The organism is uncultured Sphingomonas sp. (genome assembly GCF_913777625.1).
GTDB lineage: Bacteria > Pseudomonadota > Alphaproteobacteria > Sphingomonadales > Sphingomonadaceae > Sphingomonas.
Genome location: NZ_CAJYTI010000017.1, coordinates 21,795 through 35,197, shown reverse-complemented (window position 1 = coordinate 35,197; position 13,403 = coordinate 21,795). Strand labels below are relative to the sequence as shown.

Annotated in this window: 15 protein-coding genes; 6 read left to right on the top strand and 9 right to left on the bottom strand. The window is 67.4% G+C overall.

What is annotated here, in order from left to right:
• Nucleotides 1-57: 57 nt before the first annotated feature.
• The 8 genes from miaB to QZ814_RS09400 form a co-directional block, all read right to left on the bottom strand.
• Nucleotides 58-1,368 carry a tRNA (N6-isopentenyl adenosine(37)-C2)-methylthiotransferase MiaB gene (miaB, locus tag QZ814_RS09435; protein ID WP_294331268.1) on the bottom strand — a complete coding sequence of 437 codons (1,311 nt, stop codon included), beginning with the start codon at nucleotides 1,366-1,368 and terminating at the stop codon, nucleotides 58-60.
• Between the two features lie 161 nt (nucleotides 1,369-1,529).
• Nucleotides 1,530-2,402: a lysophospholipid acyltransferase family protein gene (locus QZ814_RS09430; RefSeq protein ID WP_294331382.1), complete on the bottom strand. Its 873-nt coding sequence runs from the start codon at nucleotides 2,400-2,402 to the stop codon at nucleotides 1,530-1,532.
• Complete coding sequence (locus tag QZ814_RS09425) at nucleotides 2,380-2,802, bottom strand: Fur family transcriptional regulator (protein WP_010543711.1); 423 nt, start codon at nucleotides 2,800-2,802, stop codon at nucleotides 2,380-2,382. Before QZ814_RS09425 ends, QZ814_RS09430 begins: the two co-directional genes overlap by 23 nt.
• Before the next feature lie 124 nt (nucleotides 2,803-2,926).
• Nucleotides 2,927-3,343, bottom strand: coding sequence for a MucR family transcriptional regulator (locus tag QZ814_RS09420; RefSeq protein ID WP_010543712.1), 417 nt, complete (start codon nucleotides 3,341-3,343; stop codon nucleotides 2,927-2,929).
• 110 nt (nucleotides 3,344-3,453) lie between these two features.
• Entirely contained in the window at nucleotides 3,454-3,933 is a 480-nt protein-coding gene (rimI, locus tag QZ814_RS09415; protein ID WP_294331263.1) for a ribosomal protein S18-alanine N-acetyltransferase, read from the bottom strand.
• A complete protein-coding gene (gene tsaB / locus QZ814_RS09410) occupies nucleotides 3,930-4,571 on the bottom strand; it encodes a tRNA (adenosine(37)-N6)-threonylcarbamoyltransferase complex dimerization subunit type 1 TsaB (protein ID WP_294331261.1) in 642 nt (213 codons plus the stop codon). Before tsaB ends, rimI begins: the two co-directional genes overlap by 4 nt.
• A 32-nt stretch (nucleotides 4,572-4,603) precedes the next feature.
• On the bottom strand, nucleotides 4,604-5,197 hold the full coding sequence (locus QZ814_RS09405; RefSeq protein WP_294331259.1) for a malonic semialdehyde reductase: 594 nt from the start codon (nucleotides 5,195-5,197) through the stop codon (nucleotides 4,604-4,606).
• A 45-nt stretch (nucleotides 5,198-5,242) separates the two neighbouring features.
• Complete coding sequence (locus QZ814_RS09400) at nucleotides 5,243-5,818, bottom strand: NifU family protein (protein WP_294331258.1); 576 nt, start codon at nucleotides 5,816-5,818, stop codon at nucleotides 5,243-5,245.
• Between the two features lie 126 nt (nucleotides 5,819-5,944).
• Between QZ814_RS09400 and lnt the strand changes: the two genes are divergently transcribed.
• The 6 genes from lnt (at nucleotide 5,945) to QZ814_RS09370 (ending at nucleotide 12,178) form a co-directional block, all read left to right on the top strand.
• Nucleotides 5,945-7,504, top strand: a complete 1,560-nt coding sequence (gene lnt, locus QZ814_RS09395) for an apolipoprotein N-acyltransferase (protein ID WP_294331256.1) — start codon at nucleotides 5,945-5,947, stop codon at nucleotides 7,502-7,504.
• Between the two features lie 73 nt (nucleotides 7,505-7,577).
• The gene (gene metK / locus QZ814_RS09390; RefSeq protein ID WP_294331254.1) at nucleotides 7,578-8,789 is read left to right on the top strand and encodes a methionine adenosyltransferase; all 1,212 of its coding nucleotides are present in this window, start codon (nucleotides 7,578-7,580) and stop codon (nucleotides 8,787-8,789) included.
• 150 nt (nucleotides 8,790-8,939) lie between these two features.
• The gene (locus tag QZ814_RS09385) at nucleotides 8,940-9,695 is read left to right on the top strand and encodes an EAL domain-containing protein (RefSeq protein ID WP_294331252.1); all 756 of its coding nucleotides are present in this window, start codon (nucleotides 8,940-8,942) and stop codon (nucleotides 9,693-9,695) included.
• Nucleotides 9,696-9,788: 93 nt separating this feature from the next.
• Nucleotides 9,789-10,550, top strand: a complete 762-nt coding sequence (locus QZ814_RS09380) for an EAL domain-containing protein (protein ID WP_294331250.1) — start codon at nucleotides 9,789-9,791, stop codon at nucleotides 10,548-10,550.
• 157 nt (nucleotides 10,551-10,707) lie between these two features.
• Complete coding sequence (locus QZ814_RS09375) at nucleotides 10,708-11,448, top strand: EAL domain-containing protein (RefSeq protein ID WP_294331248.1); 741 nt, start codon at nucleotides 10,708-10,710, stop codon at nucleotides 11,446-11,448.
• A 49-nt stretch (nucleotides 11,449-11,497) separates the two neighbouring features.
• Complete coding sequence (locus QZ814_RS09370) at nucleotides 11,498-12,178, top strand: tRNA (guanine(46)-N(7))-methyltransferase TrmB (protein ID WP_294331247.1); 681 nt, start codon at nucleotides 11,498-11,500, stop codon at nucleotides 12,176-12,178.
• Between the two features lie 66 nt (nucleotides 12,179-12,244).
• Here the strand turns inward: QZ814_RS09370 and QZ814_RS09365 are convergent, their stop codons facing one another.
• The gene (locus QZ814_RS09365) at nucleotides 12,245-13,357 is read right to left on the bottom strand and encodes a GNAT family N-acetyltransferase (RefSeq protein WP_294331245.1); all 1,113 of its coding nucleotides are present in this window, start codon (nucleotides 13,355-13,357) and stop codon (nucleotides 12,245-12,247) included.
• Between the last annotated feature and the right edge of the window lie 46 nt (nucleotides 13,358-13,403).

The window sequence follows — 13,403 nt, the reverse complement described above, 5'->3', positions numbered from 1 at the left end:
CCCCATTTTCAGCCGCTTGGGCGGCGATACGCTTCTAGGCGAGGGGCAGGCGGCCGGTCACGCGGAAACCGATACAAGTTCGCGACCGGCCAGCGAGTTCGGCCCGGCGCTGATCAGCTCCACCTCGATCAGGTCGCCGATCTTCGCACTCGTCTCCAGATGGACCGACTGCAACCAGGGCGACTTGCCGATCATCTGGCCGGGACGGCGGCCGACGCGCTCGATCAACACCGAACAACGGCGGCCGACGCTGGCCGCATTGAACGCCTGCGAATCGCGGGCAAGGGCCGCCTGCAGCCGCTGCAGCCGCTCGTCGGCAACCTCGGCCGGCAGATACTGGTCGACCAGCTCGGCCGCCGGCGTGCCGGGGCGCGGCGAATATTTGAAGCTGAAGCACTGGGCATAGCCGACCGCCTCGACCAGCTGCAGCGTCTCCTCGAACTCGGCCTCGGTCTCGCCGGGGAAAGCGACGATGAAGTCGCCCGACAGCGCGATGTCCGGCCGCGCGGCACGAACGCGCTCGAGGATGCGCAGATAGGAATCGCGGGTGTGGCTGCGGTTCATCGCCTTGAGGATGCGGTCGCTGCCCGCCTGCACCGGCAGGTGGAGGAACGGCATCAGCTTGGGCACCGAGGCATGCGCCTCGATCAGCCCCTCGGCCATGTCGTTGGGGTGGCTGGTGGTGTAGCGGATGCGGGCCAGCCCCTCGATACGATCGAGCGCGATGATCAGGTCGTGCAGGCCGCGACCGTCGTCATCGCCCCAGGCATTGACGTTCTGGCCGAGCAGCGTGATCTCCCGCGCACCGGCATCGACCAGCGCCTTCGCCTCGTCGACGATCGCCGCATAGGGGCGGCTCACTTCGGCGCCGCGGGTATAGGGCACGACGCAATAGGTGCAGAACTTGTCGCAGCCTTCCTGCACGGTGAGGAACGCGCTCGCGCCCACCTTGCGGCGCATGGGCAGCTTGCCGAACTTGCTGGCGATCGGCATGTCGGTGTCGAGCCCGAGCTGGCCCTGCGCGGCCTTGGCGACCAGATCGGGAAGGTTGTGATAGGCCTGCGGGCCGACCACCACGTCCACCTTGGCGCGGCGGGCGATTTCCTCGCCCTCGGCCTGGGCGACACAGCCCGCAACCGCGATCATCGGCTTACCGGCCTCGCGCAGCTTGAGGCGGCCGATCTCGGAATAGACCTTCTCGGTCGCCTTTTCGCGGATGTGGCAGGTGTTGAGAACGACGAGATCGGCCTGGTCCGCCTCGGCGGCGACGAGTCCCTGGGCGGCCATCAGCTCGCCCATGCGCTCGCCGTCATAGACGTTCATCTGGCAGCCGTACGACTTGACGTGATAGGTCTTGGGGGTGGTCATGATCGGCGCGCCTATACGCGGAAATGGTGGCGAGAAACAGGCCTTGGCTTCTGCCTAGCCCATTGCCGTGACCCCAGCGAAAGCTGAGGTCTCTTCGAGGCCAGGCGACGCCGGTACAGCGCGGCTGTGGGAGATCCCAGCGTTCGCTGGGATGACCGGTATCAGGGCGCCGGCGTCCTGTACCCGATCGGCTCATCGGCAAACCGGAACGGCCGCAGCGGCTGGCCGAGCGTGCGGACCAGCGCTTCCTCGATCCGCCGCCGGCTTTCCGCCGCGATCGCCTTGCGGCCGGGGAAATCGCGGGGGTCGAACGGCTCGAGGAAATGGACGCGCAGCCGGAAGCGCTCCCTGCGCGCCAGCACCCGCTTGGCATTGTTGAGCCCCCGCTCCTGCCCGATCCAGCCAATGTCCTCGCCCGCTGCGCCGTAATCGAGCATCACCGGCTGCACCATCACGCCCGGCGGCGGCGGCTCCAGCACACGCAGCATCGGCGTCTTGAACGGCAGCAGCGACTTGCCGTCGGTCGTCGTGCCCTCCGGGAAAATGGTGACCGCCCAGGTCTCGGCCAGTGCATCGCGCAGCTGGTTGATCTGCTCGGCGACGCCCATGCGGTTCTCGCGCTTCACATAGACGGTGCGATTGAGCCCCGCGAGCCAGCCGACCAGCGGCGACGCGGCGATCTCGGCCTTGGCCACGAACGCGGTGCCGCTTGCGCCCCCGAGGGCGAGGATATCGATCCAGCTGATGTGATTGGAGACGTAGAACACGTCCCGCTTCAGCGGTGTGCCGACACGCTTGACCTTCGCGCCGGCAATCCGCGCCGCGCTGGCCAGGAACAGCCGCGGCCAGGGCGAGGGCAGCCGCACCAGGCGGAACAGATAATGGAGCGGCACGTGCACCAGCAGCGCCAGCGCCAGCCGCGCGACGCGAAACCACAGGCGGACCAGCTCGGTGCCGGTCAGCCGCGTGGGCAGCCCCTGGGTCGCCTCCTCGCGGCGCCGCCGGGCGCGCTCAGTTCTTGCGGTCGAGCGCAACCCCATACAGTTCCATGCGGTGGTCGACGAGGCGGAAGCCCAGCCGCTCGGCGATCTGCTTCTGCAGCAGTTCCAGCTCGGGATCGACGAACTCGATGACCTTGCCGCTCTCGACATCGATCAGGTGATCGTGATGCGCCTCGGGCGCCGGCTCGTAGCGGGCCCGACCGTCGCCGAAATCGTGGCGATCGAGGATGCCGGCCTCCTCGAACAGGCGGACGGTGCGATAGACGGTGGCGATCGAGATGCCTGGATCGATCGCGGCGGCGCGCTCATACACCTTTTCCACGTCGGGATGATCGTCCGCGTCGGACAATACGCGCGCGATCACCTTGCGCTGTTCGGTGATGCGCAGCCCCTTTTCGTGACAGAGCGCTTCGAGATCGATCTTGCGAGCCATGACACCGCTGTAGCGCCATAAGCGTCAGCGGAAAAGAGCAAGCCTCCGGATCCCGCAACACGAAAACGCCGGCCGCGGACGGGGTCCGGGCCGGCGTTCGATTTGCTGTCCTGGGGTGGACGGATCAGCGGGTCTTGCGGCGCTTCGTGCCGAGACCGATCTTCTTCGCCAGGCTGCGGCGCTGCTCGGCATAGTTCGGGGCGACCATCGGATAGTCGGCCGGCAGGTTCCACTTGGCGCGATACTGTTCCGGAGTCATCTGATAGTGCGTCATCAGGTGGCGCTTCAGCATCTTGAGCTTCTTACCGTCTTCGAGGCAGACGATATAGTCCGGCTTCACCGAAGCGCGCACCGAAACGGCGGGCTCCTGCTTCACTTCCGGCTCCGGCTGCACGGTGCCGAGACCGCTGAGCGCGCCGTGGACGTTCGAAATCAGCTGCGGAAGGTCCGAAACCGCGACGCTGTTGTTGCTGACGTGCGCAGCGACAATATCAGCGGTCAGCGCGATCAACGTTTCCTGAATTTCAGATGAAGCTTCCATGATATTCCTTTCGACCCATTAACGGTGACTATTGTTTGCTGTCACCTGACTCGCTCTATCGTCCGAAGCACAACGGTTGGCAAGAGATCAAGTCGCAAGTCGATCAAATTTTATCCCAGTGCGCGTGCCAAAGTGAGAGCATTGAACGTCTGACCGTTAGTACCGCGATAATAGCCACGCCGTTCCCCTGCCTTTTCAAAGCCGACACGGTGGTAGAGTCGAATGGCAGCATTGCCTTGGCGGACTTCGAGATGCAGCTTGGTAGCGCGACGATTGCGCGATTCCGCAATGACCGCTCGCAACAAGGCACCGCCGACGCCGCGCCCCTGTGCGCCGGGGTCGGTTGCCAGCAACAGCAGCTCCGCCTCGTCGAGCATCGCGCGCGCCATGGCAAAGCCGCAGTCACGCCCGTCGATGCTGGCGACCAGCAGCCATACGCCGGTAAGCGCCATCATCCCCATACATTGCGGCTGGGTCCAGGCCTCCCCGAAGGCGGGATCGAAGGCTGCCTGCATGATGCGGCAGACCGACGGAAGATCCTGCACCCCACCTTCGCGCAGTTCGATCGGCTGGGGTGCGGCAGCGTTCATGCGAGCCCGCGCTCCGCGAGCGTCTTGGCGTCCGGGCCGCGGCCATAGAGCGGGCGCGGCGGCAGCTTGGTGAAATCCGGTGGCAGCAGCACCGCATCGGCGGCGCGCGGCAGCGCCTCGCGCAGGTCCAGCCCCTCGCAAAGCGCGGCCAGGTGCCGCACCCCGCTGCCGGTCGCCGTCCGCCCATCGAGGCCGGCAAGCGCCGCCTCGGGACGCAAGGAGGCAAGCGGTCCGGTATCGAGCAGCGGGGCAGCAAAATGCTGGACGAATACTTCGCCGTGGCCGCCTTCGAGCACGACGGAAAGCCGATCCAGGTCCGGATCGGAGGCGAAACCAGCCGCAGCGATCAGCGCGAGCGAAGAATAACCGTGCACCGGTACGCCCCAGCCGATCGCCAGGCCGCGCGCGGCGGCGAGTCCCACGCGCACGCCGGTGAAGCTGCCCGGGCCGACATCGACCAGGATCGCATCGGCACGCCCTCCGCCCGGCAGTTCGCCGATCATCGGCACCAGCCGCTCGGCATGGCCGCGGCCGACGATTTCGTGCCGCTCTGCCAGCACGGAGCCGCCCGCCAGCAACGCCACCGAGCAGGCGGCGGTGGCGGTTTCGATCACAAGAAGTCGCGGGGCGTCAGCCATCGCCCCGCGCTAGCCAAAGAATCGGGGACAGGTCAAATCACCGTGTTGAACTGATCGAACGCCGGACGCGGCGACCGCGCGAAGATCGTCGAGGGATCGCCGACCCCCAGCGTCGAGATGAAGTTCGACTTCACGTTTGGCTGGTCGCCGAAGAACGCCTCGTCGACCTTGCCGTTGTCGAAGCCCGACATCGGGCCGGTATCGAAGCCCAGTGCGCGCGCCGCGATGATGAAATAGGCGCCCTGCAGCGAGGAGTTTCGGAATGCCTGCTCGCGGCGCCCTTCTTCGGTCGGGAACCAGTTCTTGGCTTCGGGCGCGTGCGGGAACAGCTCGGGCAGATGCTCGTGGAAATTGATGTCGTAGCCGATGATCACGCTGGCCGGCGCCATGCGGATCTTCTCGGCATTGCTGCCGCTGGCGAAGCTGGCAAGCTTGTCCTTGCCGTCCTGGCTCAGCACCCAGACGAACCGCGCCGACTGCTGGTTGACCGAGGTCGGGCCCATCTTCAGCAGATCGTAGATCGCCTCGATATCGGCCTGCGTCACCGCCTGATCGGTGTAGCCGTTATAGCTGCGCGCGGTGCGGAAGATCGTGTCGAGGGCGACGTCGTTGAGCGGCTGGCCCATGGGCTGCAGTCCTTTCGTGCTGGGAAGGGTTGGACGACGTGCGCGTTAGATCGCGCGCACTTCGGTCACTTCGGGAACGTAATATTTGAGCAACTGCTCGATGCCGCCCTTCAGCGTCGCAGTCGAGGACGGGCAGCCCGAGCAGGCGCCCTGCATCTGCAGATAGACCTTGCCCTCGTTGAAGCCGCGGTAGACGATGTCGCCGCCGTCATTGGCGACCGCCGGGCGGATACGGGTGTCGATCAGCTCGCGGATCTGCGCGACGATATCGGCATCCTCGGGATTGTCGCCGAAATCGGCGCTTTCCGGCGGCACGCTGAAGCCGGCGGCCGACCCCGCCATGAACAGCGGCATGTTGGCCGAGAAATGATCGAGCAGGATGCCGAGCACGTCGGGCTTGAGCACCGACCATTCGACGCCGGGTGCCACGGTAACCGAGATGAAGTCGCGGCCGAAGAACACGCCGGTCACGTCGCCCAGCGCGAACAGCGCGGTGGCGAGCGGCGACGCCTCGGCCTCTTCGGGGCTGGCGAAGTCGCGGGTACCCGCTTCCATCACGATCCTGCCGGGCAGGAACTTGAGCGTTGCGGGGTTGGGCGTGGCTTCGGTCTCGATCAGCATGGCGCTCACATGGGCGCGTCCTTGCGCGGGATCAAGCGGGCGCAAGGGAAACGCTGCGTTGCTGCGGAGAGACGGCACTTCTCAAGCCCCTCCCCCTTGCCGCGTGCATCGTGTAGGCCGCCGGCGATGTTTAGCCGTCCGTTGCTCGCTTCGCTGGTCCTCGGCCTCGTCTCCGCCACCGGGTTCGCGCCGCTCGAATGGTGGCCGCTCGCCCTGCTCTGCTTCGCCGGCCTGTTCGCGCTCGTCTATGCGGCGCCAACACTGCCGCGCGCGCTGCTGCGCGGCTGGCTGTTCGGGCTCGGCCATTTCACGGTTGGCGACAACTGGATACAGCACGCCTTCGACTTTCAGGACAAGATGCCCCCCGCGCTCGGCTATCTCGCCGTCGTGCTGCTCGCGCTGTACCTCGCCCTCTATCCGGCAGTGGCGATGGGCGCGGCCTGGCTGTTCGCGCGCAAGGTGAAGGCCAGGTCCGGCTGGATCGAGCCGGACCTCGGCTATGTCTTCGCCGCCGGCGCCGCCTGGATCGTCACCGAGTGGCTGCGCGGCTGGGTGTTCACCGGCTATCCATGGAACCCGCTCGCAGTACTGTGGGTGCCGGTGCCGGGCGTCCGGAACCTCGCGACGCTGATCGGCACCTACGCGCTCTCCGGCGTGACGATCGCTATCGCTGGCACCCTCTATCTGGCCGCACAGCGTCAATACCGGCCGCTGCTCGTCGCGGCGCTGGCGCTGCTCGCGCTCAACCTCGGCTGGTCGGACCGCTGCGACCGGATCCGCTGTCTCAGCACCGCAAGCGGCACCGAGGTGGTGATCGTCCAACCCAATATCGGCCAGGACGCCGTGAGCCGCCCCGACTATGCGGAGTTCCTCCTCACCCGCATGCTCGACCTGAGCGGCAAGCCCGGCATGCTGCCGCGCCTGGTCGTGTGGCCCGAGGGTATGGTCGACTACTTCGTGGAGGATGGCTATCCCGCGCCGTGGTACCGGCAGGATCCACGCCTGGTCCGCGCGCGCATCGCAGCCGTTCTGGGCCCATGGGACCGCGCCCTGATCGGCGGCAACGCGCTCGAGTTCGATCGCAACGACCGGCTGCGGGGCGCCGGCAACTCGGTCTGGGCGCTGGACCCCGACGGCATGCTCGGCGGCCGCTACGACAAGGCGCATCTGGTGCCGTACGGCGAATATCTGCCGATGCGCACGCTGCTCGCGCCGCTGGGCCTTGCCCGGCTGGTGATGGGCGATGTCGACTATCTCTCCGGCCCCGGACCCCGCGCCCTGCCGGTCGCCGGCTTCGGCAATGCCGGGATCCAGATCTGCTACGAGATCATCTTCTCCGGCCAGATCGTCGATGAGGCACACCGGCCGGACTTCCTGTTCAACCCGTCGAACGACGCCTGGTTCGGCCGCTGGGGGCCGCCGCAGCATCTCGCCCAGGCACGCCTCCGTGCGATCGAGGAAGGCCTGCCGATCCTGCGCGCCACCCCCACCGGCATCTCGGCGCTGATCGACGGGCATGGCCGCCTGCTCGGCACCGTGCCGGCAGGGCAGGCCGGCGCCATCCGCCTGCCGATGCCGCACGCGCTGGCACCCACGCTGTTCTCCAAGTTCGGCAACGGAATGGTGCTGCTCGTCGCGGCGCTCTGCGGATTGTTCGCGATTGCCAATCGGCGGTGGGCCCGCTAGGGAGCACATATAAGGAAAGCTTTATATGGGCATGGCAACGGCCCGGCGATCCTTCCCAACCTGAGGAATTTACATGCGTTCCAACTATCTCTTCACGTCCGAGTCCGTTTCCGAAGGCCATCCCGACAAGGTCGCCGACCAGATTTCCGACTCGATCGTCGACCTGTTCCTGTCGAAGGATCCCGAAGCCCGCATCGCCTGCGAGACGCTGACCACCACCCAGCTGGTCGTCCTAGCGGGCGAGATCCGTTGCAAGGGCGTCTACGAGAAAGGCGAATGGGCCCCAGGCGCCCAGGAAGAGATCGAAAAGACCGTCCGCGAGACGGTGAAGCGCATCGGCTATGAGCAGTCGGGCTTCCACTGGCAGACCTTCCGCTTCGAGAACAACCTGCACGGCCAGTCCGCGCACATCGCGCAGGGCGTGGACGCTTCGGGCAACAAGGACGAAGGCGCCGGCGACCAGGGCATCATGTTCGGCTTCGCCTGCGACGAGACCCCGGACCTGATGCCGGCGACGCTCGACTACAGCCACAAGATCCTCGAGCGCATGGCCGCCGACCGCCACTCGGGCGCGGCGCCGTTCCTCGAGCCGGACGCCAAGAGCCAGGTCACCCTGCGCTTCGACAACGGCAAGCCGGTGGCCGCCACCGCGATCGTCGTCTCGACCCAGCACGCGCCGGGCTACGACACCGGCGACAAGGAAGCCGAGCTCCACGCCTATGTCAAGAAGGTGATCGCCGAGATACTCCCCGCGGAGCTGCTCTCGGATGCGACCGAGTACCACATCAACCCGACCGGCTCGTTCGAAATCGGCGGCCCGGACGGTGATGCGGGCCTGACCGGCCGCAAGATCATCGTCGACACCTACGGTGGCGCCAGCCCGCATGGCGGCGGCGCGTTCAGCGGCAAGGACCCGACCAAGGTCGACCGTTCGGCGGCGTACATCACCCGCTATCTCGCCAAGAACATCGTCGCGGCCGGCCTCGCTAAGCGCTGCACGATCCAGCTCGCCTACGCCATCGGCGTGTCGAAGCCGCTGTCGCTCTATGTCGACACCCACGGCACCGGCACCGTCGGCGACGACAAGATCGAGCAGGCGATCCAGGGCATCGAGAAGCTGGGCGGCCTCACCCCGCGCGGCATCCGCACGCACCTGGGCCTCAACAAGCCGATCTACCAGCCGACCGCGGCCTACGGCCATTTCGGCCGCAAGCCCGAGGGCGATTTCTTCCCGTGGGAGCGCACCGACCTGGTCGAGGACCTGAAGGCCGCGCTCGCCGCCTGATCGGTCTTCCTGATCCGAAGATGAAAAGGTCCCGCCGGCACCTGCCGCGCGGGGCTTTTTCATGCACGCGCCGTCCGCTCGTTTCGTCGCCGACCTATAAGACGAGTCGGATCCCGCCATGGTTAATGCGGGGCAGTGGAGGAGTGACGGATGGTTCTCGACGAAGAGGACTGGCAACCCGCGGCGAGCCCGGGTCTGCACCTGGCGTTTCGACCGGTTCACGACGTCGTCAGCGGGCGCGTGTTCGCCTATGAGGCGCTGCTGCGCGGCCCCGACGGCGAAGAGGGCGACGAGATCCTCGCCCAGATCCCCCCTGAACGCCATGCCGAGCTCGATCGCCGGGTTGCCGCGGGCGCCGTGTACCGCGCGATGACCGCGGGGCTGGGCACGATGGTCGCCCGCCTGCTGATCCCGATCTATTCGCCCGGCGCCGCGCCCGCCCTGGCGTCGCTCGCCGCTGCGACCGAGGCGGGGCGGCGCACCGGACTGGTACCCGAACGGATGATCTTCGGCGTTCACGGCTTTGCCGATCTGGCCGGGCAGCATCTCGCCGATCTGGTCGAAGGGCATCGCCGCGCCGGCAGCCTCACCGCCTTTGTCGGGCTCAGCCATGATCCGGTCGGCTATACCGCGTGCGTGCGGTATCGCCCAGCGATGGTGCGACTCGATCCGGAACTGGTGAACGGAATCGACTCCAGCTGGTCCCGCCGACTGATGCTGGAAGAGCTGGTACCCCGGCTGCGCGACCGCGGCATGCGGGTGATCGCCGACGGCGTGGAGCAGGAAAACGTGCTCCAGCGCCTGCGCAGCCTGGGTATTTTTCACGTGCAAGGGGAACTGGTTGGATCGCCCCTGCCGGGCGCACTGCCGGCCACGCGCATCGTCCGCCCGGCCGCTGCGGCGTAACCGGATCGGGGGTTGCCCCGGCAGCAGCGTCAACGCTCGGGTAAGGTTTCTGGACTAGCGTTCTGGCAAGGGGATCCAGCGTGGAGATCCCCCGTGCTCGACCCAATCGTCCCCGTTCCCCGCCAGGAACCCATACCCCGGGACTGGTTCGCGATGGCGTTCCAACCGGTCGTCAACACCTCCACCCTGATCGTTACCGCCTATGAGGCGACGTTCCGCGGTCCGGAGGGGGAAGGCCCGGCCGCCTTCGTCGAGACGCTGCCCGAGGACAAGCGCGCCACCTTCGATCTGCGTTGCCGCGTCGCGGCGATCGAACAGGCAATGGCACTCGGTATCACCGAACGTCACACGCGCCTCGCGATCAAGGTGATGCCGCGCTACATCGCCGACCCGGACGCCGATGCCGATCGGATGCTGCGCATCGTCCGCCGCCTGGGGTTTCCCGCCCGGGAGCTCGTTTTCGAGTTCAGCGACCGCGACCATCTGGAAAGCGACAAGATGCTGGGGCTGATGAAGGCCTATCGCAAGCTGGGCTTTCTGATCGCCTTCGATGATTTCGGCGCCGGCGACATGGGGCTGGATCTCGTCTCGGCGTTCACCCCCGACACGCTGAAGCTGGCCCCCGAGCTGGTACACAGCCTGTGCAGCAGCTGGGCCAAGCGAATCGTGGTCGAACGGGTGGTGGAGGTCGCCAAGAAAGGTCGGATCCGGCTGATTGCCGAAGGCGTCTCGACTCGCGCAGAACATGATCGGCTGCGCATGCTGGAGGTGGTGCTGATGCAGGGCGATCTGATCGCACTGCCCCAGGTCGGTGCCCTGCCGGCGCCGGCACTTCGCCTCAACGCCGCCGCCTGAGGCGGGAATCGCTCCGAATCGGGCGAATCGCGAAGGCAAACTTCGTAGAATCCCGATCGGGGCGAATCCGCTGGGGCGATGCACGGAATGGGCCGGAGCGACGGCTTTGGTTACCTATTCTTCAGGTTCGGAAGAATCGGGTATCGGAGCAAAGAACATGGCCAACACGATGAACCTTCGCATCGATCTGCAGCCGCTGACGGCACAGGGAAGCGCGGAACCGTTCGCCTGGCACGCCGCCATTCACGCCCCCGCACAGGCATTCCATGTCGTCAACGCCATCCTGCCGCGACCGGTTCGCGCCGAACTGGAGGCGATCCGGCTTGAGCATGCCTTCGCCGCTGCCGCGAATGCCGGGCTTGCCGATACCGGTACGCTGCTGATCGTGCCCGTTCAGGTCCATGCCGGTGCCCCCGAGCGCCTGCTCACCCACCTGTTCCGCGCCGCCCTGCGCCACCGTTTGCCGCTCGACCGCGTCGTCGTCGAAGTGAGCGCCGACGAATCCGCCGACCGCGATGCCGCCGCCGCGATGATCGCCGCCTGCACCGATCGCGGCATGATGGTCGGCCTCGGCGACTTCGCCGCCGGTCCGCTGGCGCTCGGCCTGCTGGCGCATTGCTCGCCGCGGCTGATCCGTCTGGCCCCGGCGCTCGCCCACCGGCTCGACACCGCGCCCGCCCGCGCCCGCCTCGTCGAAGGCGTGATGCGCCTCGCGCAAGGCATGGGCGTCACTGTCACGGCACCCGCGCCTACCGAAGAAGCCGAGCAGTCCGCCGCGATCGCCGTCGGGCTTCGCCACTTTCAGGGCGCACTGCGTACCGAGCCGCGCGTCCGCCGCTATACCCGCCCGGTACGTCGCTGGGGCGCGCCCGTGGCCCCGGCCCGCCTCGCCGCCTGATAAGCCCCGATTTGCCAGCACGCAGGCGGGCGACTATGCGCTGCGCCCCATGGCTGATCCTACCACCATCCGTCGTCTCTATGGCCGCCGCCAGGGCCACAAGCTCCGCCAGGGCCAGTCCGCGCTTGTCGAGGAGCTGCTGCCGCAGGTGAGCGTGCCCGAAACCGGCCCGCTCGATGCGCAGACACTGTTCGGCGACGATCGCCCGCTGGAGGTCGAGATCGGCTTCGGCGGCGGCGAGCATCTCGCGGGTCAGGCGGCGATGCGGCCAACCCACGGGTTTATCGGCTGCGAGCCCTTCCTCAACGGCGTGGTCGGCGCGCTCAACCACATCCGCGACGGTGCGCTTTCGAACGTCCGCCTGCACATGGGCGATGCGCTCGAGGTGATCGAGCGGCTGCCCGATGCGAGCCTCAGCCGCGCCTATCTGCTCCACCCCGACCCCTGGCCCAAGGCACGCCACGCCAAGCGGCGCATGGTCAATCACGGCCCGCTCGACCTGATCGCCGCCAAGCTCAAGCCCGGCAGCGAGTTCCGCCTCGGCACCGACGACCCCACTTATTGCCGCTGGGCGATGATGGTGATGGGCCAGCGCAAGGATTTCGTCTGGCAGGCACAGACCGCGCAGGACTTTCTCACCCGCCCTGCCGACTGGCCGGAAACGCGTTACGAACGCAAGGCCCGGCGCCAGGGGCATGAAGTCTGGTATTTTCGCTATGTCCGGGTCTGAACCCGGTCAGCGGAGCTAGCGAACCGAGACCTTACCAGAGGGTCGACGGCGGGGGCGCCGAGCCGCTCAGGCCGACACGCCCTCGTCCTGACCGGAGCGGCGCCATGCGCCCCGCAGCCATCGCGCGGCCAGCCCGGCCAGACCGGGGCGCACGAAAATCCAGTCGCGCAGCGCCGGCCCCTGCACCGCGCCCATGGTTCGCTTGTAGCCGCTGTCGCCCGCGCCCCAATCGACCAGTCGCACGCCCTGCTCCCTGGCGCGGGCAAGATTGCGGTACTGGAGCACCCTGCCCGGCGAATGCCGCGCAAGTTCCGGATCATAGCTGTTCGCGATCGCATAGCTGCGCGCGCCAGTGACGAGATCGAACGAGAAGGCCATCGGCCGTCCGTCGATCCGCAGCACCGCCGCGGACATCATCCCGGCCACTACCGGGTCGCGTGCCGCCGCGCCGAAGAAGGCGCCGTGACCGTCCACAGTGAACTTGGCGTCGCGGCCGTCGGTGCGACTGGCGATCCAGCTACGGCGTTCGATATCCGCCAGGTCGTCGAAGCGAAGGCTTCCCCAGGTCCAGTCCAACTTGCCTTCGCGCGCCAGATGCTTTTCGAAATAGCGATTTTTGCGCAGCGTCGATCCGCGTGGCCAGCCGCCCTCGGCCGCCGGCACGCCGATATCGAGCAGGTAGCAGTGCGCGACGAAGCGATCGAGGACCGTCCATCCCTGCGCCAGCGCCTGCACCTTCAGCCAGGCCAGTGCCGGATCGTCGTCCGAAATCGGACCGATCCGTAGCGCCCGCACCTGGCGCGCCAGCGCCGCAAGCAACGCCTCCGCGGCGGCCGGACTAGCGCCTTCCGCCACAGGAAAGCTGCGAAACGGCCAATAGCAGCCGGGGATCTCCGCCAGGCCGAGCCAGCGGGGGCCCTTGTCCACGAGGGGCAGCGCCGCCACGGACAGGCCTGCCTCTCCCACCACCAGCGTCCTTGCGGTGCCGCCATACGCCGCCAGGGCTGCGGCATACCAGCCGTACCGCAGGAAGCGGTGGGTCTCGGCCGACCGTTCGGCGACAGTGTCGAGCGCGGGCGCAAGGTCCGGCACGCAGGACAGCTGGACCGTCTTCCCACCCGGCTCGACCTCCTCGCCAAGGGCGGATCGACGGGGACGGGGGCGGGCAGACAGGCGCATCGGCGCATTGCTACACCCGCACCCCTTACCATCCGGTGCAGCGCAC